We start from the raw sequence: 23291 nt of genomic DNA on the forward strand, positions 1-23291 counted from the left end.
GACCGGCCGGGTCGTCGCTCAGCGGATGGGCCGGTGGACGTTCTCCGCCTTGGACGGCCCTGGCGTGGCGTCCGCGATCCACGGCCCCTCGCCGGAGGGATCGACGATGCCCTCTTCGAGCCAGGTGTAGGCACCGCCGAGGACGCCGTCCACGACGCGGGCGTCGATGGCGTCGGTGTTGGTCCACAGGCGGCCGAAGAGTTCCTCGACGCGGATCCGGGACTGGCGGCAGAAGGCATCGGCGAGCCGGCGGGCGGCCGGTGTGCCGAGCATGTCGGCGCGTACGCAGGCGGCGCTCATGGCGAAGAGCTCGGCGCCGATGTCGACGATGCGGCCGAGGAAGCCCTGCTTGGTCTCCATGCGGCCCTGCCACCGGGACATCGCGTAGAAGGTGGAGCGGGCCAGCTTGCGCGAGCCGCGTTCCACGTAGCGCAGATGGCCGGCGAGGTCGCCGAACTCGGCGTAGGAGCGCGGGAGCTGGCCGGGGCCGGCGACGAGCTTGGGCAGCCAGCGGGCGTAGAAGCCGCCTGCCTTGGCGCCGGCGCGGGCCTTGTCGCCGAGCGATTTGGCGGGGTCGATGAGGTCGCCGGCGACGGAGAGGTGGGCGTCGACGGCCTCGCGGGCGATGAGCAAGTGCATGATCTCGGTGGAGCCCTCGAAGATGCGGTTGATGCGCAGGTCGCGCAGGATCTGCTCGGCCGGGACGGCGCGCTCGCCGCGCGCGGCGAGGGATTCGGCTGTCTCGAAGCCGCGGCCGCCGCGGATCTGGACCAGCTCGTCCGCCATGAGCCAGGCCATCTCGCTGCCGTAGAGCTTGGCGAGGGCGGCCTCGATACGGATGTCGTTGCGGTTCTCGTCGGCCATCTGGGAGGAGAGGTCGAGGACGGCTTCGAGGGCGAAGGTGGTGGCCGCGATGAAGGCGATCTTGGAGCCGACGGCCTCGTGCTTCGCGATCGGCGCACCCCACTGCTCGCGTACGGCGGACCACTCACGGGCGATCTTCAGGCACCACTTGCCCGCGCCGACACACATCGCCGGGAGCGACAGGCGGCCGGTGTTGAGGGTGGTGAGCGCGATCTTCAGCCCCGCGCCCTCGGGACCGATGCGGTTGTCGGCCGGGACCCGGACCTGGTGGAAGCGGGTGACGCCGTTCTCCAGGCCGCGCAGGCCCATGAAGGCGTTGCGGTTCTCCACGGTGACGCCGTCCGCGTCGCTCTCGACGACGAAGGCGGTGATGCCGCCCTTGTGGCCCTCTGACTTGGGGACCCTGGCCATGACGACGAGGAGGTCGGCGACCACGCCGTTGGTGGTCCAGAGCTTGACGCCGTCCAGGACGTACTCCGAGCCGTCCTCGGTCGGGACCGCGGAGGTGGCCAGGCGGGCCGGGTCGGAGCCGACGTCGGGCTCGGTGAGCAGGAAGGCGGAGATGTCCGTGCGCGCGCAGCGCGGCAGGAACTTCTCCTTCTGCTCCGGGGTGCCGAAAAGCTTGAGCGGCTGCGGTACGCCGATCGACTGATGGGCGGACAGCAGCGCGCCGAGAGCGGGGTTCGCGGAGCCGACCAGGGCCAGGGCCTTGTTGTAGTACACCTGGGTGAGGCCGAGACCCCCGTACTTGGTGTCGATCTTCATGCCGAGGGCGCCGAGCTTCTTGAGCCCGTTGACGACCTCGTCGGGGATCTTCGCCTCGCGCTCGATGCGGGCGGTGTCGATCGTCTCGCAGAAGTCACGCAGCTTGGCCAGGAAGGCCTCACCGCGCTCGACGTCGTCCGGCGCGGGCATGGGGTGCGGGTGGATCAGGTCGAGCCGGAAGCGGCCCAGGAACAGTTCCTTGGCGAAGCTGGGCTTGCGCCAGTCCTGTTCTCGGGCTGCCTCGGCGACCGCGCGCGCCTCGCTCGCGGAGACCTGCTGGGGGGTGGGGGCAGGCGTGGACATGAAGAGAGCCACCTTTCCGGCTACCGGTCGGTGCTACTTGTCCGTATGTACCCCGTATCAGGCAGGTCCGCCAGACTTCGCGCACGCGCAGGCCGGAAACCGGAAGGACGCGGCCGGGCGCACCGCACATGCGCCCGGCCGCCGGTGAGGGTGGCTGGGTGTTCCTACAGCGCCAGGCCCGTCAGGACCAGCACCCGCTCGTACGTGTAGTCCTCCATCGCGTACTTCACGCCCTCGCGGCCGACGCCGGAGTCCTTGACGCCGCCGTACGGCATCTGGTCGGCGCGGTAGGAGGGGGCGTCGCCGATGATGACGCCGCCGACCTGGAGCTCGCGGTGCGCGCGGAAGGCGGTCTGCAGGTCGTGGGTGAACACGCCGCTCTGCAGGCCGAAGCGGGACTCGTTGACGGCGGCGAACGCCTCGTCCGTGCCGTCCACCTTCTGAAGGGACAGCACCGGGCCGAAGACCTCCTCGGTGGCCACGATCGCGTCGCCCGGGACCTCGGCGAGGACGGTGGGCGCGTAGGAGGCGCCCTCGCGGGTGCCGCCGGTGAGGAGCTTGGCGCCCTTGGTGACGGCGTCGTCGACCCAGGACTCGACCCGCTCGGCGGCGCGGACGTCGACCAGCGGGCCGACATCGGTGGCGTCGTCGGCCGGGTCGCCGGTGACCTGGGCGCGCACCTTGGCGACGACCTTCTCGGCGAGGCGGTCGTAGACGGACGCGTCGGCGATCACCCGCTGCACGGAGATGCAGGACTGGCCGCCCTGGTAGTTGGCGAAGGTCGCGATGCGGGTCGCGGCCCACTCCAGGTCCTCCTCGGAGGACCAGTCGGCCAGGACGACGGCCGCGGCGTTGCCGCCCAGTTCCAGGGTGACGTGCTTGCGCGGCACGGAATCCATGATCGAGTAGCCGACCTTGTCCGAGCCCGTGAAGGAGATCACCGGCAGCCGCTCGTCCTGTACGAGGGCGGGCATCCGGTCGTTCGGCACCGGCAGCACGCTCCACGAGCCGGCCGGAAGGCCCTCGGTCTCCGCGAGGATCTCGCCGAGGACCAGTGCCGACAGCGGCGTCGCCGGGGCGGGCTTGAGGATGATCGGCGCGCCGACCGCGATCGCCGGGGCGACCTTGTGCGCCACCAGGTTCAGCGGGAAGTTGAACGGCGCGATGCCCAGCACACTGCCGCGCGGGAACCGCCGGGTCAGCGCCAGCCGGCCCACCCCGCCCGCGTCGGTGTCCAGCCTCTGCGCCTCACCGCTGTTGAACCGCCGGGCCTCCTCCGACGCCCACCGGAACACCGACACCGCGCGCCCGACCTCGCCGCGCGCCCACTTCACCGGCTTGCCGTTCTCGGCGCTGATCAGCCGCGCGATCTCCTCGGCCCGCTCGCCGAGCCGCTTCGCCACATGGTCCAGCGCGGCGGACCGTACGTGCGCCGGGGTCGCCGCGAACGCGGCCTCGGCGGCCCGGGCGGCCGCCACGGCCTCCTCCACCTGCGCGTCGGTCGGCACGCTGACGGCGGCGACGACCCGGCCGTCCCACGCGTTCGTGACGTCGAAGCTGTCCTCGCCGGTGGCCGGCCGGCCGGCCAGCCAAAACGCGGTGGGGGTGGGGGTGGCGGTGGTCACGGGGGTCACGCCCTTCCTGGTCGTCCCTGCTCATGCGCTGCGTCGGCACCACGGTAGGTCGTGCCGCCCGCGCGGGCTGTTGTCCACGGCGGAGTGACGTACCGGCGTTCCGCTACGAATTGGCCAGCTCAGCCGGTGGCCTTCAGGGCCAGCCACAGCTCCATCCGCACATCCGGGTCGTCCAGCGAACGGCCGAGGATCTCCTCGACCCGCCGAATCCGGTAGCGCAGCGTGTGCCGGTGGACCCCGAGGTCGGCGGCGGCCGCGTCCCACTGGCCGTGGCGGGAGAGCCAGGCCTGGAGGGAGGCGACGAGGTCGCCGCGGGCGTGGGCGTCGTGCTCGCGCAGGGGGCGCAGCAGGCCCTCGGCGAATGCGCGGACGGCGTCGTCGCCGAGGAGGGGCAGGACGGAGCCGGAGCCGACCTCGTCGTACTCGACCAGGCTGCGCCCGCCGCGGCGGGCGACCGCGAGGGCGCGCTCGGCCTGCGCATGGGCGGCCGGTACGTCGCCGGGTCCGGGGGCCGCGGCGGACAGGCCCGCGAAGAGGGCTTCGTCGGTCTCGGCGAGGTCCGCGCACACGGGGAGGACCGCGCCGGCCTCGGCGGCGAGGATGGTGAGACGGTCGCCGTCGCGGACGGCGAGGACGGGCTCGGCGGCGCGCGCGGCAGCCGTGTCCACGCGTTCCGCGAGAAGGGTGACCGTCTCGGCGGCCCCCTCCGCGACCAGGATCCGGACCGGGACGTCCAGCAGGTCCCCGTACAGGCGTCCCGCGACCGAGCGGGCGTGCTCGGGCTCACCGGCGAGCAGCATGCGCAGCAGCGCCGCGCCCAGCCGCTGCCCGGTGTCCTGCTGCGCGCGCGACTGCTCCAGCGAGAGCGTGAGCAGGGCCACGGCGGCGTGCACGATGTAGCGGGCCTGCGTGTCGAGCCGCTCCTCGGTCCCGACGGCCAGATAGCCGCGCGGGCGGCGGCCCGTGCCCAGCGACTGCAGCTCGACCCGGTCCTCCGTCCCCGCCGGTCCCGCCACGGCCGCGCTCGCCGGGGCTGGCTTGTCGCGCAGCCGGTCGATCTCCCCGGCCAGCCGGGCCGCCCGCCGCCCCGCCCACTCCGGCGCCGAGACCAGCACCGCCCCGGACGGGTCGTACAGGGCCGCCCAGCCGTCCAGGTGGGCCGCGAGCCGGGCCAGCAGGGCGCCCGTGCCGTCCGGCGCGAGCGCCGCCCTGGTCAGGTCGCGCTGCGCCTCGAAGCCCGCGGTCACCGCGTGGTAGTCCTCGGCCGCGATGGCCGCCGACACGGCCTTGCTGATGGCGATGAACGGCGTCCGGCGCGGCACCTCCAGCAACGGCAGCCCGTGCTCGGCCGCCGCGGCGACCAGTGGCCCCGGTACGGCGTCGTGGCTCACCCCGACCCCGAAGCCCAGGCCGACGACCCCGGCGCCCGAGAGCCTGCGTACGTACGCGTCCAGCCCGGCCGCGTCCTCGGCCTCCAGCTTCATCCCGGTCGTCAGCAGCAGCTCGCCGCCCTCGAGGTACGGACCCGGGTCGTCCAGCTCGCTGGTGTGCACCCAGCGGACGGGCGCCTGAAGCCGGTCGCCTCCGGCGAGGACGGTCAGCTTGAGCGCCGGGCTGCGCAGCAGGGAGGCGAGGGTGGGGGGCACGGCGTTTTCTCCAGGGTGGAGTGGGGTCCGTCCCGATTCTGCCTCACCGTACAGGCGGTAGCTAGGCCCTGTCCGGGCGATCAGGGTCGGATAGGCCGGGGCGTCGCAGTGACATCAGCCGCTGGCGCGGCGGGCGGTGCATCGCAAGGCGCCGGAATGCCCGCAGACTGGTTTGTCTGTGGGCTTTTCGGCAACGCCGCGAGGTGCCGTGTCAGGTGTCGCGGACCCGGCCATGATCGCCCGGACAGGGCCTAGGCGCGCAGGTCGGCCAGTATCGGCGGTGCGTGTTCGCCGTCGGTCGCGGTCAATGACACGACCGCGTGCCCGGCGGGCACCGCATGCGCAAGGTCGGAGGCGGACCAGCGCTCGCGCTCGACCTTTCGCACCGTCACGGACTCGGTGGTGACCGCCTCACCGGTGAAGAGCTTGCGCACGCCGCGTGTGAGGCGGCGGAAGAGGCCGCCGGACTGATCGGGCGTGCGCGTGACGTCCCGGGCCTCGACCCAGGTGGTGCCCCAGGCTTCGGCGAAGCGTTTGCCGTCCCAGGTGGTGACGCCGGAGAAGGCCATCCGGCAGCCGACGGCGCCCAGGAGGGCGCTGCGCAGTGCCTCGGGGATGTCGTCCAGCGTGCGCAGGGTGAGTACGGCGCCGGCGTTGGCGGAGCGGAGCCGGCCGAGACCGCGGACGGCCTCGGCCGTGATCGTGTGGGCGGCGTCGTCGAGGACGAGGCAGGCGAAGAGGGAGCGGTCGGCGCGGCTGCTGACGGCGGCGGTGAACTGGGCGAGGACGAGGCGGGCGAGGATGCGCGAGGCCTCGGCGTGGGCGCGCTCGGGGAGGTCGATGCGCACGCGGAGCGGGTGTTCGAGCGCGCGCAGGGAGAAGGGGCGGGCTCCGGAGCCGCGCCCGGTGACGTCGAAGAAGCCGGCGAAGGCCTGCCGGTCGAGCAGGGCGATGCGGTCGGCGAGCAGCGGGCCGACGTCGCCGGGGCGGCCGGACTGCCGCTCGCGGGCGTCGAGGTCGCGGACGTAACCGTGCGCGCCGGCAGCGTCGAGCGCGTCGCGCAGGGTGGCGTACGCGGTCGGGCTGGCGTCGAGCAGCTCGCGCAGCTCGGTGACGGACGGGAAGCGGCCGTGGGCGGCGCGGTAAGGGCCGAGCAGCTGGCTGAGGGCGGTGCGGGCCCGGCTGTCGTGGTCGTCCACCAGTGCCTCGGCGAGCATGGCGGCGGCCTCGTCGGGGTCGGTGGAGCCGCCGTACAGGTCGAGGTCGTACGCGGAGGAGGGGTCGCCGAGCGAGATGACGACGTCGTACGCGTCGGCCGGGACCGGATCCGTGCCCGCCGCCCCGACGGCGACGACCGCGGCCGTGCCGGACAGCGCCTGCAGGCACAGGGATTCCACGACCGGCCGCACGAGGTACCGGGTCTTGCCGGAGCCGGGCGGGCCCACGGCGAGCAGCCCGGTGCCGAGCAGTGTCGGGTCGAGGGCCAGCCCGGCGCCCTGGTGCTGGTAGGGGTTGCGGTCGTCGGCGAGCGCGAGCCCGATCCGTACCTGCGAGGTGAGCAGGTCGTGCCGGGCCGCCCGGACCGGCAGGTCGCGGGCGCCGGAGGGGTGCGCGAAGGCGGCGGCGCCCTGCCGCAGCACGACGTCGGTGAAGACCTCCCGCGGCACGGCCTGCCAGGCCCGGCGCAGCCGCGCGTAGTCCACGTCCCCGAGCCGCTCGGCGCGGATCTCCGCCGCGAGCCGGTCGGCGGCCGCCGGCTGCCCGGCCGCGCGCAGCTCGGGCCACTCAGCAGGGTCCTGCTCCTGCGGGGCGGGTCCTTCGTGCGGGGCGGGGTCGGTGACGGCGCCGCGCAGGAGGGGGGCGACGTAACGGCGGATGACCTCCAGCCAGTTGCCGAGGCGCCCGAAGATCCAGACCAGCAGGGCGGTGAAGATGACGTAATAGATGTCGAAGACGGCGGGCGACGGCAGCCGCCCATTGGACGTTGCGACGGACCAGGAGTCGGGCGTGAACCAGAACACCGGCTTCGTCCAGAACGTGAAGTAACCGTTCCAGCACAGCGACCACACCAGCAGCCCCAGCAGGAAGGTGCCAATCGCCCCGCCGATCAGCCGCCGCCCCGGCAGCCGGTTCGGGTCCTGCGGGGGCCGCGGCACATGGCCGTACGCGTAGATGCCGGGCGCGGGGCGCTGCCGGGGGGTGCGCAGCCAGGTCGCGAGCGCGGCGGGCGGGGCGGCCGCCTGCAGGGGGATGCCCGGCGGGCGCGGGGGCACCGCTGGGACGGCGGGGATGGCCGGAGTGGCCGGGGCTGTCTTGCGCGACGGCTCGCCGCCGTACCTGCCGTCAACGTCCATTCGCCCGCTGCCCCTCGCATTCGCACACTCACGCGCCGACACTCAATGTAGTGGACCGGCCACGAGTTCGGCCGCCGGGCGGGCACCGCACTGTCCGCCGCGTCGAAGACGGGTTCACCACTGCGCCCTAACGGAGTGTGCGGGTCTGCCGGAGGTCCGCTTAGCCTGCGGAGACAAGAGCCCACGGTTTCTAAGGAGAAGGAGTACGCCCGCCATGAGCGAACTGGCCCAGGAGCGCCGACTCGTCACGTCCATCCCCGGCCCGAAGTCGCAAGCGCTGCTGGCCCGCAAGTCGGCGGCGGTCGCGAACGGCGTCGGCGTGACCCTCCCGGTCTTCGTCACCCGAGCGGGCGGCGGCGTGGTGGAGGACGTGGACGGCAACTCCCTCATCGACTTCGGCTCCGGCATCGCCGTGACCTCGGTCGGCAACAGCGCGGCGGCGGTCGTGCGCCGTGCCTCCGCCCAGCTGGCGGACTTCACCCACACCTGTTTCATGGTGACCCCGTACGAGTCGTACGTGGAGGTCGCCGAGGCCCTGGCCGAGCTCACGCCGGGTGACCACGCCAAGAAGTCCGCGCTGTTCAACTCCGGCGCCGAGGCGGTGGAGAACGCGGTGAAGATCGCCCGCTCCTACACCAAGCGCACGGCCGTCGTCGTCTTCGACCACGGCTACCACGGCCGTACGAACCTCACCATGGCGCTCACCGCCAAGAACATGCCGTACAAGGAGGGCTTCGGCCCCTTCGCCCCCGAGGTCTACCGGGTCCCGCTGGCCTACCCGTACCGCTGGCTGACCGGCGCCGAGAACTGCGCCGAGGAGGCCGCCGCGCAGGCGATCGACCAGATCAACAAGCAGGTCGGCGCGCACAACGTCGCCGCGATCGTCATCGAGCCCATCGCGGGCGAGGGCGGCTTCATCGAGCCCGCGAAGGGCTTCCTGCCCGCGATCGCGCGGTTCGCGAAGGACAACGGCATCGTCTTCGTCGCGGACGAGATCCAGACCGGCTTCTGCCGCACCGGCCAGTGGTTCGCGTGCGAGGACGAGGGCGTCGTCCCGGACCTGATCACGACCGCCAAGGGCATCGCGGGCGGCCTGCCGCTCGCCGCCGTCACGGGCCGCGCCGAGATCATGGACGCCGCCCACGCGGGCGGGCTCGGTGGCACGTACGGCGGAAACCCGGTGGCCTGCGCGGCCGCGCTCGGCGCGATCGAGACCATGAAGGAGCTGGACCTGCCCGCCAAGGCTCGGCGGATCGGCGAGATCATGCTCGGCCGGCTGCGGGCGATCCAGGAGAAGTACGAGATCGTCGGCGATGTGCGCGGCCGTGGCGCGATGATCGCCGTCGAGCTCGTCGAGCCCGGCACGAAGACCCCGAACGCGGCGGCCGCCGGCGCGCTCGCCAAGGCCTGCCACGCCGAGGGTCTGGTGGTCCTCACGGCCGGTACGTACGGCAATGTGCTGCGCTTCCTGCCGCCGCTGGTGATCGGCGAGGACCTGCTCAACGAGGGCCTGGACATCCTCGAGAGCGCCTTCGCCGGACTGTGACGGAGGCAGTCACTATGAGTGAATCTCAGGGGCGGTGAAGAAGGTGTGCGGGCCTGATGGCGGACCCGCGCAAACCCTCCCGGGGGCCACTTTGGTGACGTACGGTTTCGTCAGATGGAAGAAACACCCCGTCTGCGGAAGCTCGCAGGCGACACTTTGCCGGTGACTCCCCATCATCGGCACCGCAGTGCCCTCGCGCACAACAGCGCCGAAGCCGCAAGCCTCGGCACTCCTCGCCGATCGGTCGGCCGCCCGTCCCAAACCCCCCGGGACGAGCGGTGCGGCGATCGCCTTGGCCGCCCCGGAACTCTCCCCCCTGTTCCGGGGCGGCTGACTTTCCTCTTCCTTCTCCTCCCCCTCCTGTGCCTGGTGCTCTTCGGGCTGCTCACCTGGCAGGAGGCCGCGCACGGACCGGTGCTCCGCCTCGACGAGCCTCTGCGCTCCGCCGTCGCCGGGCCGTCACCCCCCGGCCGCATCCCGCCCTTGGGCCACTACTTCGCCGCCCTCGGCAACTGGTACGCGGCGGGGCCCGTCCTGGTCGCCGCCATGGCCTACGCGTGGTGGCGGAGCCGGCACTGGGTGCCCCTCGCCGCGTACGCGGTCGCCATGGCGGCCGTGCCCGCGATCGTCGCTCCCCTGAAGACCGCCGTCGACCGCACCGGCGGTGCCCTGATCCGGGTGCCGGACCACGCGGGGCTCTTTCCGTCGGGGCACGCGGCGACGGCCGCGCTGGGGTACGGGGCGGCCGCGCTGCTGGTGCTGCCGTACGTGACGGGAAAAGCAGCACGGCGGCTGCTGGTCGCGGCCGCCGTGCTGCTCAACGCTGGGGTGGGTGTCGCTCTTGTGTACTGCGGCTATCACTGGCCACTGGATGTGGTCGGGAGCTGGCTGCTGTGCGGGGCCCTGCTGGGCGGGGCGTCGGCCCTCAGCTGTTGGTGGGGAAGCCGAGGTTGATGCCGCCGTGGCTCGGGTCGAGCCAGCGCTGGGTGACCGCCTTGCCACGGGTGAAGAACTTGACGCCGTCCTCGCCGTAGGCGTGGGTGTCGCCGAAGAGGGAGGCCTTCCAGCCGCCGAAGGAGTAGTAGGCGACGGGGACGGGGATCGGGACGTTGATGCCGACCATGCCGACCTCGACCTCGTGCTGGAAGCGGCGGGCGGCGCCGCCGTCGTTGGTGAACAGGGCGGTGCCGTTGCCGTAGGGGTTGGAGTTGATGAGCTCCAGGCCCTCGTCGTAGGAGGAGACCCGCACCACGGACAGGACCGGGCCGAAGATCTCGTCGTTGTAGATGGACTGGCCCGGCTTGACGTTGTCGAAGAGGGTCGGGCCGAGCCAGAAGCCGTCGGCGGTGCCCTCGCCCGAGATGGGGTGCTTGCGGCCGTCGATGACGAGGTCGGCGCCGTCCGCGACACCCGCGTCCAGGTAGGAGGTGACCTTGTCGCGGTGGACGCCGGTGACCAGCGGACCCATCTCGGAGTCGCCGTTGCAGCCGGGGCCGACCTTCAGGCCCGCGACGCGGTCCTTGATCTTGTCGATCAGCTCGTCGCCGATGGGGTCGACGGCCACGAGTACGGAGATGGCCATGCAGCGCTCGCCGGCCGCGCCGAAACCGGCGTTGACGGCGGCGTCGGCGGCGAGGTCGAGGTCGGCGTCGGGCAGGACCAGCATGTGGTTCTTGGCGCCGCCGAGGGCCTGGACGCGCTTGCCGTACTTGGTGCCGGTCTCGTAGACGTAGCGGGCGATCGGGGTGGAGCCGACGAAGGAGACCGACTTGACGTCGGGGTGCTCCAGGATCCGGTCGACGGCGACCTTGTCACCGTGGACGACGTTGAAGACACCGTCCGGCAGCCCGGCTTCCTTCCACAGGTCCGCGAGGAAGTTGGCGGCCGACGGGTCCTTCTCGGACGGCTTGACGACGACCGTGTTGCCCGCCGCGATGGCGATGGGGAAGAACCACATCGGGACCATGGCGGGGAAGTTGAAGGGCGAGATGATGCCGACGACGCCGAGCGGCTGGCGGATCGAGTAGACGTCGATCCCGGTGGAGGCCTGCTCGGTGAAGCCGCCCTTGACGAGCTGCGGGATGCCGCAGGCGTACTCGACGACCTCGATGCCGCGGGCGATCTCGCCGAGGGCGTCGGAGTGGACCTTGCCGTGCTCGGAGACGATGATCGCGGCGAGCTCGTCGCGCTTGGCGTTGAGCAGCTCGCGGAAGGCGAAGAGCACCTGGGTGCGCTTGGCGATCGAGGCGTTGCGCCAGTCCTTGAAGGCGGTGGCGGCGGCGCCCACCGCCTGGTCGACCTCCGCGATCGAGGCGAAGTCCACCTGACCGGTCACGGCGCCGGTGGCCGGGTCGTAAACGTCGCCACGGCGCTCGGCGGTGCCGGTCCACGTCTGTCCGGCGATCCAGTGCGTGATGTGCTTGTCGGTCACGGCAGACCTTCCTCTCGTAGCCTGTTGCCAGTCTCGTCAGGCGGCGAGGGGGGTCACAAGCACCAACCTGTCGGCGGTACGGGTGATGCCTTTACAGATCGTCGGCTTGCTCTTCACCCGCGAGCCGCGCCGCCGCCTCGTGCATCGCCAGTTCCAGCAGCACCGGGTCGGTGAGGTGCCCCGTGCCGTCCGGCGGCACCAGCCAGCGCACCCCGCCACTGGCCCGGCCCGGGTAGGGGACGACGATCCAGGTGCCGGGACCGGCCGCGCGCACGCCGGTGCCGATCCAGCGGGCAGCGGTGCCGGGCGGTACGAAGAAGCCCATCCGGGAGTCGCCGAAGTCGGCGAGCACGGGCCCGGGGCGGTCCAGCATCCGGGTGAGGACGTCGAGGGTGGGATAGCCGAGTTCGCCGGTGAGGATGAGGACGTCCCAGAGCAGGCCGGCGGGCAGCAGTGTGACCCCCAGGGGGCTGCGCTCCCACTCCCACCTGCAGGTCTCGGGATCGGGACTTACGGAAACCAGCCATTCGACCGCACTCTTCGCACCGGCGCCGGCCATGCCGGGCCCTCCGATCATCCGTGTCACTTCAGTTGGGCTCACACGGAAGAGAGGGGCTTGCGGGCGGTTCATTACGCGGGTTACCCGGGTTTCCGCTACTCGTCGGTAGTGATCTGGATCACATCAGCTGTCGAAGCCCAGGCCCAGCCGGTCCATCGTCTTCAGCCAAAGGTTCCGCCGCCCGGCACGCCGGTCCGCCCGGTCCAGCGACCACTTGGTCAGGCCGATGCCCGCCCACGCGAACGGCTCCGGCGGGAACGGCATCGGCTTGGTGCGCACCATCTCCAGCTCGGTGCGCTCGGTACGCTCCCCCGCCAGCAGGTCGAGCATCACCTCCGCGCCGAAGCGGGTCGCGCCGACGCCGAGCCCGGTGAAGCCGGCCGCGTAGGCGACCCGGCCGGCGTGCGCGGTGCCGTAGAAGGCGGAGAAGCGGGAGCAGGTGTCGATGGCGCCGCCCCAGGCGTGGGTGAAGGACAGGCCTTCGAGCTGCGGGAAGCAGCGGAAGAAGTGCCGGGCCAGGGTGAGGTTGGTCTCGGGGCGCTGGTCGCGGTCGGGGGAGAGCCGCCCCTTGTAGGGGTAGATGGCGTCGTAGCCGCCCCAGAGGATGCGGTTGTCGGCGGAGAGCCGGAAGTAGTGGAACTGGTTGGCGCTGTCGCCGAGTCCCTGGCGGTTCTTCCAGCCGATCGAGGCGAGCTGGTCCTCGGTCAGCGGCTCGGTCATCAGCGCGTAGTCGTACACCGGGACGACGTACGGGCGCACCCGCCTGACCAGCGACGGGAAGACATTCGTGCCGAGCGCGACCCGGCGCGCGAAGACCCTGCCGTACGGGGTGCGCACCGCCATGCCGCTGCCGTTGCCCGTGAGGGCGGTGGCGGGGGTGTGCTCGTGGATCCGTACGCCGAGGGCTGCCGCGGCCCGCTTCAGGCCCCAGGCGAGCTTGGCGGGGTGCAGCATGGCGACGCCGGTGCGGTCGTACAGGCCGCCGGCGAAGGTGGGCGAGTCGACCTCGGCGCGGACCTGGTCACGGTCGAGGAATTCGAGGTCGACGCCGTGTTCGGCGGCCTCCTTGGCGGCGGCACGCAGTTCGTCGAGCTGGTAGGGCTCGGTGGCCACATCGATCTCGCCGGTGCGCTCGAAGTCGCAGTCCAGGGAGTAGCGGGCGACCGCCGCCTCGATCTCGTCGAGGTTGCGGCTGCCCAGCTCCTCCAGCTTCGCGAATTCGCCCGGCCAGCGGGCGAGTCCGTTGGCCAGGCCGTGGGTGAGGCTGGCCGCGCAGAAGCCGCCGTTGCGGCCGGAGGCGGCCCAGCCCACCTCCTTGGCCTCGATCAGGACCACGTCCCTGGACGGGTCGCGCTCCTTGGCGATCAGCGCCGTCCACAGACCGCTGTAGCCGCCGCCGACCACCAGCAGGTCGCAGTGCTCGTCCCCCACGAGCGCGGGGGCGGCCTGCGGCCGGCCGGGGTCGTCCAGCCAGTACGGGGTCGGCTGCGCCTCGGCGAGCGAACGGGCTGGGTCCATGGGGTTTCACACCTTTGCGGTTACGGTTGCCGGCCGTCTTGCCGACTGTCAGGACAGGGCCTAGCTGCGGGCCTTGCGCCTGCTGCCCAGCAGCTGCCCGGCGATGACACAGACCACCGCGACCAGGAACATCAGCGTGCCGATGACGTTCACCTGGACCGGGAGGCCCTTCTGCGCGGCGCCCCAGACGAACATGGGGAAGGTGACGGTCGAGGGGCCGGCGTTGAACTGGGTGATGATGAAGTCGTCGATGGAGATGGCGAAGCTGAGCAGCGCGCCGGCCGCGATGCCGGGGGCGGCGATGGGGAGCGTCACGCGCAGGAAGGTCTGGGTTGGGGTGGCGTAGAGATCCTGGGCTGCCTGTTCGAGTCTGGGGTCCATGCTCATGACGCGTGCCTTGACCGCCGTGACGACGAAACTGAGGCAGAACATGATGTGCGCGATGAGGATGGTCCAGAAGCCGAACTGGATGCGCATGTTGAGGAAGAGCGTGCCGAGCGAGGCACCCATGACGATCTCGGGCATCGCCATCGGCAGCCAGATCAGCCCGGTGACCGGCGCGCGGCCGCGGAAGCGGTAGCGGGCGAGCGCGAAGGCGACCATCGTGCCGAGGATCGTCGCGCCGATGGTGGCGAGGACGGCGATCTGGAGGGACAGCGACACCGAGGTGCACATGTCGCCGACGCCGCAGGGGTTGGTCCAGGCGTCGAGCGAGAAGGTGTTCCAGGAGTAGTTGAAGCGGCCCTTGGGGTTGTTGAAGGAGAAGACCAGGACGACCACGTTCGGGATCGTCATGTAGATCAGCGCGGCGATGGCCGCGAAGACGACGAGGTGGCGTCGAATCCAGTTGAGAACGGGCATCAGACCAGTTCCTCCGTCCCCGCCTTGCGGATGTAGACGGACACGATCACCAGGATCACGGCCATGAGGATGAACGACAGCGCGGCGGCCGTCGGGTAGTCGAGCACCGTGAGGAACTTCGACTGGATGACATTGCCGATCATCTGCTCGCTGGGGCTGCCGAGCAGCTCCGCGTTGATGTAGTCGCCGGACGCCGGGATGAAGGTGAGCAGCGTCCCCGCCACGACGCCCGGCAGCGAGATCGGGAAGGTGACCTTCCTGAAGGTGGTGAACGGCCTGGCGTACAGGTCCCCCGCCGCCTCGTGGAGCCTGGGGTCGATGCGCTCCAGCGAGCTGTAGAGCGGCAGGATCATGAAGGGAAGGAAGTTGTACGTCAGTCCGCAGACCACCGCGAGCGGGGTGGCCAGCACGCGGTCCCCCGAGGTGAGACCGATGGCGGCGGTGGCGTTGAGGATGTGCAGCTTGTCCAGGACCGAGACCACGATGCCGTCGTCGGCCAGGATGGTCTTCCAGGCCAGGGTCCGGATCAGGAAGCTGGTGAAGAAGGGCGCGATGACCATCACCAGCAGGACGTTGCGCCAGCGGCCGGCCTTGAAGGCGATGGTGTATGCGAGCGGGTAGCCGATCGCGAGGCAGAGCACGGTGGCGATGCCCGCGTAGATCAGGGACCGCAGATAGAAGACGTCGTATTCCTTGAAGGCGTCCCAGTACGTGGCGAAGTGCCAGGTGACCTGGTAGCCGGTCTCCAGGGAGCCGGTCTGTACGGAGGTCGACGCCTGGTAGACCATCGGCGCGGCGAAGAAGACCAGCAGCCAGAGGATGCCGGGGAGCAGCAGCCAGTACGGGACGAGCTTGCGGCGGCGGGCGGCGCGGCCGGGCGGGGACACGGCGGGCGGCGCGTCGCCCGGGGCGGGAGCGGGGGCGGGAGTGGCGATGGCGGTCATTACGCGGCCGCCTCCCCGGTGCCCGCGTCGATGTCCTGGGCGGCGTCGAGGCCGAAGGTGTGGGCGGGGTTCCAGTGCAGGACGACCTCGGCGCCGGGGGCGAGGCGGGAGTCGCGCTCGACGTTCTGGGAGAAGACGGCGAGCTCGGGACACCAGGGGCTGTTGACCACGTACTGGGTGGAGACGCCGATGAAACTGGCGTCCACGATCCGGCCGGTGAGGCGGTTGCGGCCGTCGGGGACCTCGGCGGCGTCGTCCGCGTGGACGATGGAGATCTTCTCGGGGCGGATGCCCGCCAGCACCTTGTCCCCGGACGTGGCGGGGGCGGCGCAGCGGGCGGCCGGCATGGCCAGGCTGCCTTCGCCGATGCCGCTGAGCAGCAGGTCGCCGCCGCTGGTGCCGGAGACGGTGGCCTCGATGAGGTTGGACTGGCCTAGGAAGTTGGCGACGAAGGTGGAGACGGGGTTCTCGTACAGGTCGGCGGGGGCGCCGAGCTGCTCGATGCGTCCGGCGTTCATCACGGCGATGGTGTCGGCCATGGTCATGGCCTCTTCCTGGTCGTGCGTGACGTGGACGAAGGTGATGCCGACCTCGGTCTGGATGCGCTTGAGTTCCAGCTGCATCTGGCGGCGCAGCTTGAGGTCGAGGGCGCCCAGCGGCTCGTCGAGGAGCAGCACCTTGGGGCGGTTGATGAGGGCGCGGGCGACGGCCACGCGCTGCTGCTGGCCGCCGGAGAGCTGGTGCGGCTTGCGTCGGGCGAGGTGGCCGAGCTCGACGAGTTCGAGCATCTCCTCGACCTGCTTCTTGACGGACTTGATGCCGCGCCGGCGCAGGCCGAAGGCCACGTTCTCGTAGATGTCGAGGTGCGGGAAGAGCGCGTAGTTCTGGAAGACCGTGTTGACCGGGCGCTTGTGCGGCGGGAGCTGGGTGGCGTCCAGGTCGCCGATGCGCACAGTGCCGGAGGTGGGCTCCTCCAGGCCGGCGATCATGCGCAGGGTGGTGGTCTTGCCGCAGCCGGAGGCGCCGAGGAGGGCGAAGAAGGAGCCCTCGGGGATGGTCAGGTCGAGCGGCTGGACGGCGGTGAAGTCGCCCCAGGTCTTGCTGATGCCGGTGAGTGTGACGGCGCCGCCGGAGGCGGTGGCCGCGGTGGGCTCTGCGGGAGCGGTGGTCTGCTGGGTCATGGTCGTCAGGTCCCTTGTGGCTTCAGACGGGCTTCAGGCGCCGATGAGCTTGGCGAACTTGCTCTCGAAGGAGGTTTCCTCCGTTGAGCTGAGCGATCGGAAGGCGTGGGCGCCGGCCGTCATCGCCGCGTCGGGGATGATCAGCGGGTTGTTGGCCACGTCCTTGTCGATCTTGAGCAGCTCCTCCTTCACGCCCGTGCAGGGGGTGATGTAGTTGACCCAGGCGGCCAGCTCGGCTGCGATCTCGGGCCGGTAGTACCAGTCCATGAGCAGCTCGGCGTTCTTGCGGTGGGTGGCCTTGGCCGGGATGAGCATGTTGTCGGTGGAGGTCAGATAGCCGGCCTTCGGGATCACGAACTCGATCTCGGGGTTGTCGGCCCGCAGCTGGACCAGGTCACCGGCCCAGGCCAGACACGCGGCGATGTTCCCGGAGGCGAGGCCGTCGGTGTACTCGTTGCCGGTGAACTGGCGGATCTGCTTGTTGTCGACGGCCTTCTGGACGCGGGCGAGCGCGGCGTCGAAGTCGTCGGCGGTGAAGGACTCGGGCTTCTTGCCCATGTCGAGCAGCGTCATGCCGACGGTGTCGCGCATCTCGCTGAGCATCGCGACCCGGCCCTTGAGGTCGGGGTCGTCGAGCAGCTGGGAGACGCTGCTGACCTTCTTGCCCTTCAGGACCTTGGAGTTGTACGCGACGACGGTGGCGATGCCGGCCCAGGGGTAGGAGTGGGCGCGTCCGGGGTCCCAGTCGGGGTTGCGGAAACGTTGCTCCAGGTTGGTGTACGCGTGCGGCAGGTACTGCGGGTCCAGGGTCTGCGCCCAGCCGAGGCGGATCATCCGGCCGGCCATCCAGTCGGTGAGGACCACGAGGTCCCGGCCGGTGGACTGGCCGGCGGCGAGCTGGGGCTTGATCTTGGCGAAGAACTCGACGTTGTCGGTGATGTCGTCGGTGTACTTGACCTTGATGCCGTAGTGCTTCTCGAATGCCTCCAGCGTCGGCATGTGCTTCTCGTCGTCGCTGGTGTCGATGTAGAGCTGCCAGTTGGAGAAGATCAGTGACTTGTCCTTGTCGGACAGGTCGTCCGTCTTCACCCCGCTCTGCGTGCCGGTGGCGGCCGGGATGCCACAGGACGCCAGGGCCCCGGCGCCGGCCACAGCCAGGCCGGCGCCGAGGAGACGACGCCGGGTCATGGCGGCCCGGCCGTTGGTGAGGCTGCGCTCCCACGCTTTACGGACTGGCTCGGACAGTCCCTCGTACAGGTCCATGGGGTGCGGTCCTCCTGGGGTTAGCGGTCACCGAAGACGGTGCGGTGCCAGTCCTTGCGCGCGATCGCCGTGTTGTCGTACATGACGTGCTTGACCTGGGTGTACTCGTCGAGGGAGTACGCCGACATGTCCTTGCCGTAGCCGGAGGCCTTGTAGCCGCCGTGCGGCATCTCGCTGATGATCGGGATGTGGTCGTTGACCCAGACGCAGCCCGCCTGGATCTCGCGGGTGGCGCGGCCGGCCCGGAAGACGTCGCGGGTCCAGGCGGACGCGGCCAGGCCGTAGGGGGTGTCGTTGGCCAGCGCCAGGCCTTCATCATCTGTGTCGAACGGAAGGACGACCAGTACCGGGCCGAAGATCTCGGCCTGGACGATCTCGCTGTCCTGGGCGGCGCCGGTGATCACGGTCGGCAGGTAGTAGGCGCCCGGGGAGTCCGGGGCCTCGCCGCCGGTGACGACGGTGGCGTAGGCGCGGGCCCGCTCGACGATGGCGGCGACGCGGTCGCGGTGGACGTGGGAGACCAGCGGGCCGAGGTCGGTCTTGGCGTCGAAGGGGTCTCCGACGCGGACGGTGGCCATGAGCTCCGCCACGCCTGCGACGAAGGCGTCGTAGAGGGGCCGCTGGACGTAGGCACGGGTCGCGGCCGTGCAGTCCTGGCCGGTGTTGATCAGGGAGCCGGCGACCGCGCCGTGGACGGCGGCTTCGAGGTCGGCGTCGTCGAAGACCACGAAGGGGGCCTTGCCGCCGAGCTCCAGGTGGAGCCGCTTGACGGTGGCGGTGGCGACCTCGGCGACCCGCTTGCCTACGACGGTCGAGCCGGTGAAGGAGGTCATCGCGACATCGGGGTGGCCGACCAGGTGCTCGCCCGCCACCTTGCCGGTGCCGTTGACGATGTTGATGACGCCCGGCGGGATCCCGGCCTCGGTGGCGGCCTGCGCGAACATCAGCGAGGTGAGCGGGGTGAGCTCGGCGGGCTTCAGGACGATCGTGTTGCCGGCGGCGACGGCCGGGAGGATCTTCCAGGCCGCCATCTGGAGCGGATAGTTCCAGGGTGCGATCGAGCCGACGACACCGACCGGCTCGCGGCGCACGTACGAGGTGTGGTCGCCGGAGTACTCGCCCGCGGCCTTGCCCTCCAGGTGGCGGGCGGCGCCCGCGAAGAAGGCCGTGTTGTCGATGGTCCCGGGGACGTCGAACTCGGTGGTGAGCTTGAGCGGCTTGCCGCACTGCAGCGACTCGGCGTAGGCCAGGTCGCCGGCGTGTCCGGCCAGCACGGTGGCGAAGCGGTGCATGGCGTCCGAGCGCTCGCCCGGGGTGGCCCCGGCCCAGCCGGGCAGGGCGGCCTTCGCGGCGGCCACGGCGGCGTCGACGTCCGCCGGGCCGGCGAGCTCGTACTCGTACACCGCCTCGCCGCTGGCCGGGGCGACGACACGGTGGCGGGCGCCCGAGGTGCCCGCGCGCAGCTCACCGGCGATGTACTGGGCACCTCCGGCGAAGCGCTCCGCGATGTCGAAGCCGTGGTCCATGGTGTTCTCCTCGCCATCCGCTGGCCCCGTGGCCGAAAACCGGATTGATGGCTGATCCTGACAGAGAGGCAGTGCCTCAACAAGGGATTCCGTTGTTGCCTTTTGGTTAAGCGACGAAATCTGTGTTTCATTTGCTGGCACGTCGGACGATGCCCCAAGGCCGTGCGGCGCTGCAACCGACACATCGACAGCTACGCCGAGAACAGCTTTACACTGTGCCGGACAGGCCCCGACCGGAGGTCACGCGTTGTTTCCCACTGTCGCCGAAGTCCTGGAACTCGACGCACTGAAGCGCGGTGCGCCGCAGGTGGTGGCCGGTGCGTCCGGCCTGCAGCGGCCGGTGCGCTGGGTGCACATCAGCGAGCTGGCGGACATCGCGGGCATGCTCCACGGCGGCGAGCTGGTGCTCACCACCGGCGTGATGCTGCCCGACGACAAGGAGGCGCTGGCCCGCTACATCGACGACCTCGCGGACGTCGGCGCGGCCGGGCTCGTCGTCGAGCTGGGGCGGCGGTACGCGGAGGTGCTCCCGCGTCCGCTGGTGCGGGCCGCCGAGCGGCGCGGGCTGCCGGTGGCGGTGCTGCGCACCGAGGTGCGGTTCGTCGCGGTCACCGAAGCCGTGCATGCGCATGTCGTGAATGCCCAGCTCAGCAGGCTGCGCGTGTCGGAGGCCGTGCACCAGACCTTCAACGAGCTCTCCGTCGAGGGCGCCGAGCCGGACGAGGTCGTCCGCGAGGTGGCCCGGATGGCGGGCGCCCCGGTCGTCCTGGAGAACCTCTCCTACCAGGTCCTGGCCTTCGACCCGGCCGGCCGCGACCCCCAGGCCCTGCTCGACGGCTGGGAGCGCCGCTCGCGCGGTGTCACCCCGGCCGGGCGGACCGGCCACGACAGCCGTACGGGGTGGCTCGTCACCGGCGTCGGTGCGCGCGGGCGCGACTGGGGCCGCCTCGTGATCGTCGGCGAGCCCGGGCCCGCCGACGATGAGCCGCATGCGCATGCCGTGCTGCTGGAGCGGGGCGCCGCCACGCTCGCCCTGAACCGGTTGCTGGAGCGCGACCGCGAGTCGCTGGAGCGGCAGACCCACCGCACCCTGCTCTCCGGGATCCTGACCCATGCGCTGACCGTGTCCGATGTCGCCCTGCGCGCGCGGGCGCTGGGGGTTCCCCTGGAAGGACGGCGGCTCGTCGGCGTCATGCTGCGCCCGCGCGGCGGGCCCGCCTCCGCCGCGCTGGAGGCTCAGGCGCGGCTGCGCGACTTCACCGAAACGGCGGCGCTGGCCGTGCGCGAGCGCGGGCTCAGCGCCCTGACCGGCGCCCTCGACGACGGCGCGGTCGGGGTCCTGGTCTCGCTGGGGCCCTCCGACGACGAGCACGCCGCCCTCGACGGCTTCGCGGCGGCTCTCGACCGGCTGACCGAGCCGGTCGCCGGGGCGCCCGCCTTCGTCATGGCCGCCGGTTCCTCGGTCGGCTCCCTGCGGGACGCCCGGCGCACCCTGCTGGAGGCCGCCCAGGTCGCCGACGCGGCTCTGCACGGCGGGCGCAAGGCGGGTACGTACTACCGGCTGCCCGACGTCCGGTTGCGCGGGCTGCTCCACCTGCTGCGGGACGACGCCCGCCTCCAGACGTACGTGGAGCGCGAACTCGGACCGCTGCTCGCGCATGACGCCGAGCACGGCACCGACCTCGTCCGCATCCTCACCGTCTATCTCGACGCCGGGCGCAACAAGTCCGCCGCCGCCGATGCCGCCCATCTGTCGCGGCCCTCCTTCTACGACCGCCTCCACCGCGTGGAGCGGATCCTCGGCGTCGACCTCGATCAGGTCGAGTCCTGCCTCTCGCTGCACGTGGCGCTGCTGGCGCTGGACGCGGTGCGCCGCTGAGCGGCCCCGGTGACGGAACCGGGTCCGGGTCCGGGCAGCCTGGCGGCCAGCAGTGCGCCGGACACGGCGACGGCCGCGAGGACGGCGAGCGCCGGGCCCATCGCGGGGACGAAGGCTCCGCCGCGCCTCATCAGCATGGTCGCGGCGGCCACGCCCAGCGCCGGGCCGATGTTCATGGCTGTCTGCTGGAGTCCGCCGGCCACCCCGGCGTGGTTCTCCGACGCCTCGCGCACGATGACGGCCGTCGCGGTGACCATCACGGTGACGAAGCCCGCACCCATTACGAGGAAGCAGCCGCCCATCGTCACGGCCGTCGATGCCCGGTCGAGACGGGAGAACGCCAGGACGCCCAGGGCGAGCAGAGCCATCCCCGCCATGGCGGTGCGGCGCGGTCCGTGGCGGCGCAGCAGTACGGCGGCGACCGGGGCGCCGAGCACCATCATCGCGGCCAGGGGCAGCACCCGGAGACCGCTGCGCAACGGGTCCAGTGAGAGGACGTCCTGAAGGAACCATGTGCCGACGAACAGGGTCCCGAACATCGAGGCCGAGGCGGACACCAGGATGCCGAGCGCCGAGGTGACGGCGGCCGAGCGCAGCACGCTCGGCGGCACCAGCGGGTTCGCGCCGCGCCACACATGCCGTACGAACGCGCCTGCGGCGGCCGCCGCCCCCGCCAGCCCGAGCGTGGTCGCCGTAGTCCACCCGGTCTCCGGAATCCCGACGAGGGTGTGGACCAGGCACACCAGAGCCACCGCCAGCAGCAGGGCGCCCGGCAGGTCGAGCCGGACCCCGCTCACCCGCGCGGGCTCCGGGACCCGGACGACGGCCAGCGCCAGCAGCCCGGTCACGAGCCCGGGCACGACGTTGAGGAAGAAGACCGCCCGCCAGCCCAGCCAGTCGGTCAGCGCCCCGCCGACGACGGGGCCCGCCGCGGCCGCCACCCCGATGGCGCTGGTGCGCAGCGCGATGGGCATGCCGAGCCGGTCGGGCGGGTACGCGGCGCGCAGCATGCCGAGGGTGGCCGGCTGCAGCAGCGCCCCGCAGACGCCCTGTGCGACGCGCAGTCCGATCACCCAGCCGACGCCGGGGGCGAGGCCGATGCCAGCGGAGGTGACGCCGAATCCCAGGATCCCGGCGGCGAACACCCGCCGGTGGCCGTACCGGTCGCCGAGACGGCCGGCGAGGACGAGCAGGCTCGCCACGGCGATGAGGTATCCGGTGCTGGTCCACTGGATCTGCCCGACCGAGGCGTGCAGATCCCGCTGCATGGTGGGCTGCGCGACGGTCAGCACGGTGCCGTCCAGGGCGACGATCACGGCCCCGGTGATGCTGCCGGCGAGGACGAGGCACCGGTGCGGCGCCGGGCTCATGACTGCTGGGCTCATGAGCGCGCCGGCGCCGCGCCGAGGTGCGCGTCCAGCGCGGCCCGCAGCAGCGATTCGACGCCGTCGGCCCCCGCCGCGAGCGGGAGGCTGCCCCAGGCCCACAGCTGGGCGATGCCGTGCAGGTTCGCCCACAGCGCGCCGGCTGCCACCCGCGCCTCGTCGCCCGGCAGGTGCCGTGCCCGGGCGACGAGGTCCACAAGGACGGTGAACAGCGGCAGGCTGGTTTCGCGCAGGCCGAGCTCGTTGCTCTCCAGCAGATCGTGACGGAACATCAGCTCGAACATGCCCCGGTTGGCCAGTGCGAAGTGGAGGTAGATCCGCCCCAGCGCCGCGAGCTGACCGCGGACGTCGGCGTCGGCGCCGACGTCCGCGTCGGCGCCGATTCGGCTTTCGCCGAGCGCCTCCGTCACCTGGGCGGTCAGGGCGGTGAAGCCCTCCCGCGCGATGGCTGACAGCAGGGACAGATGCGTCGGGAAGTAGCGGCGCGGAGCCCCGTGCGAGACCCCGGCCTGCCGGGCGATCTCGCGCAGAGTCAGCGACTGCGCCCCTTCCCTGCCAAGCAGTTCGACCCCGGCCTCGATCAGGCGGGCGCGCATGCCCGTGTCCGGCTCATCCATGGGCACTGTCTACCA

General features: G+C 71.7%; 17 protein-coding genes. 3 read left to right on the forward strand and 14 right to left on the reverse strand.

Annotation, left to right across the window (positions count from 1 at the left end):
* Window positions 1–18: 18 nt before the first annotated feature.
* The 4 genes from OG607_RS12350 to OG607_RS12365 form a co-directional block, all read right to left on the reverse strand.
* Window positions 19–1932 carry an acyl-CoA dehydrogenase family protein gene (locus OG607_RS12350; RefSeq protein ID WP_405722490.1) on the reverse strand — a complete coding sequence of 638 codons (1914 nt, stop codon included), beginning with the start codon at window positions 1930–1932 and terminating at the stop codon, window positions 19–21.
* 164 nt (window positions 1933–2096) lie between these two features.
* Window positions 2097–3557, reverse strand: a complete 1461-nt coding sequence (locus OG607_RS12355; protein WP_405736709.1) for an aldehyde dehydrogenase family protein — start codon at window positions 3555–3557, stop codon at window positions 2097–2099.
* Between the two features lie 128 nt (window positions 3558–3685).
* Window positions 3686–5212, reverse strand: coding sequence for a PucR family transcriptional regulator (locus OG607_RS12360; protein WP_405722492.1), 1527 nt, complete (start codon window positions 5210–5212; stop codon window positions 3686–3688).
* 251 nt (window positions 5213–5463) lie between these two features.
* Entirely contained in the window at window positions 5464–7566 is a 2103-nt protein-coding gene (locus OG607_RS12365) for an ATP-binding protein (RefSeq protein ID WP_405722494.1), read from the reverse strand.
* A 214-nt stretch (window positions 7567–7780) separates the two neighbouring features.
* On the opposite strand from OG607_RS12365, the gene gabT reads away from it, so the two are divergent.
* On the forward strand, window positions 7781–9112 hold the full coding sequence (gene gabT, locus OG607_RS12370) for a 4-aminobutyrate--2-oxoglutarate transaminase (RefSeq protein WP_405722496.1): 1332 nt from the start codon (window positions 7781–7783) through the stop codon (window positions 9110–9112).
* 369 nt (window positions 9113–9481) lie between these two features.
* Entirely contained in the window at window positions 9482–10066 is a 585-nt protein-coding gene (locus OG607_RS12375; RefSeq protein ID WP_405722499.1) for a phosphatase PAP2 family protein, read from the forward strand.
* Here OG607_RS12375 and OG607_RS12380 read toward each other — a convergent pair.
* The 8 genes from OG607_RS12380 to OG607_RS12415 all read right to left on the reverse strand — a co-directional run bounded on the left by OG607_RS12380 (window position 10038) and on the right by OG607_RS12415 (window position 19395).
* Window positions 10038–11543 (reverse strand): CoA-acylating methylmalonate-semialdehyde dehydrogenase, encoded by a 1506-nt coding sequence (locus OG607_RS12380; RefSeq protein ID WP_405722501.1) that lies wholly within the window; start codon window positions 11541–11543, stop codon window positions 10038–10040. The genes OG607_RS12375 and OG607_RS12380 overlap by 29 nt on opposite strands.
* Before the next feature lie 91 nt (window positions 11544–11634).
* Window positions 11635–12120 (reverse strand): hypothetical protein, encoded by a 486-nt coding sequence (locus OG607_RS12385; RefSeq protein WP_405722504.1) that lies wholly within the window; start codon window positions 12118–12120, stop codon window positions 11635–11637.
* A 105-nt stretch (window positions 12121–12225) separates the two neighbouring features.
* On the reverse strand, window positions 12226–13620 hold the full coding sequence (locus OG607_RS12390) for an NAD(P)/FAD-dependent oxidoreductase (RefSeq protein ID WP_405722507.1): 1395 nt from the start codon (window positions 13618–13620) through the stop codon (window positions 12226–12228).
* A 60-nt stretch (window positions 13621–13680) separates the two neighbouring features.
* A complete protein-coding gene (locus tag OG607_RS12395; protein ID WP_329311804.1) occupies window positions 13681–14481 on the reverse strand; it encodes an ABC transporter permease in 801 nt (266 codons plus the stop codon).
* Entirely contained in the window at window positions 14481–15425 is a 945-nt protein-coding gene (locus OG607_RS12400; protein ID WP_405722511.1) for an ABC transporter permease, read from the reverse strand. Before OG607_RS12400 ends, OG607_RS12395 begins: the two co-directional genes overlap by 1 nt.
* Window positions 15425–16606: an ABC transporter ATP-binding protein gene (locus OG607_RS12405; RefSeq protein ID WP_405722514.1), complete on the reverse strand. Its 1182-nt coding sequence runs from the start codon at window positions 16604–16606 to the stop codon at window positions 15425–15427. The genes OG607_RS12400 and OG607_RS12405 overlap by 1 nt, the downstream gene beginning before the upstream one ends.
* Window positions 16607–16639: 33 nt before the next feature.
* Window positions 16640–17869, reverse strand: coding sequence for a spermidine/putrescine ABC transporter substrate-binding protein (locus tag OG607_RS12410; RefSeq protein WP_405722515.1), 1230 nt, complete (start codon window positions 17867–17869; stop codon window positions 16640–16642).
* Between the two features lie 20 nt (window positions 17870–17889).
* Complete coding sequence (locus OG607_RS12415; protein WP_405722517.1) at window positions 17890–19395, reverse strand: gamma-aminobutyraldehyde dehydrogenase; 1506 nt, start codon at window positions 19393–19395, stop codon at window positions 17890–17892.
* A 247-nt stretch (window positions 19396–19642) separates the two neighbouring features.
* Between OG607_RS12415 and OG607_RS12420 the strand changes: the two genes are divergently transcribed.
* Window positions 19643–21274 carry a PucR family transcriptional regulator gene (locus tag OG607_RS12420; RefSeq protein WP_405722520.1) on the forward strand — a complete coding sequence of 544 codons (1632 nt, stop codon included), beginning with the start codon at window positions 19643–19645 and terminating at the stop codon, window positions 21272–21274.
* Here OG607_RS12420 and OG607_RS12425 read toward each other — a convergent pair.
* Together OG607_RS12425 and OG607_RS12430 are read right to left on the reverse strand one after the other, a co-directional pair.
* On the reverse strand, window positions 21211–22659 hold the full coding sequence (locus OG607_RS12425; RefSeq protein WP_405722522.1) for an MFS transporter: 1449 nt from the start codon (window positions 22657–22659) through the stop codon (window positions 21211–21213). The genes OG607_RS12420 and OG607_RS12425 overlap by 64 nt on opposite strands.
* Window positions 22656–23276, reverse strand: a complete 621-nt coding sequence (locus OG607_RS12430) for a TetR/AcrR family transcriptional regulator (protein WP_405722524.1) — start codon at window positions 23274–23276, stop codon at window positions 22656–22658. The genes OG607_RS12425 and OG607_RS12430 overlap by 4 nt, the downstream gene beginning before the upstream one ends.
* Window positions 23277–23291 lie beyond the last annotated feature (15 nt).

Origin of the sequence: Streptomyces sp. NBC_01537 (assembly GCF_045040445.1) — a bacterium.
Lineage (GTDB): Bacteria > Actinomycetota > Actinomycetes > Streptomycetales > Streptomycetaceae > Actinacidiphila.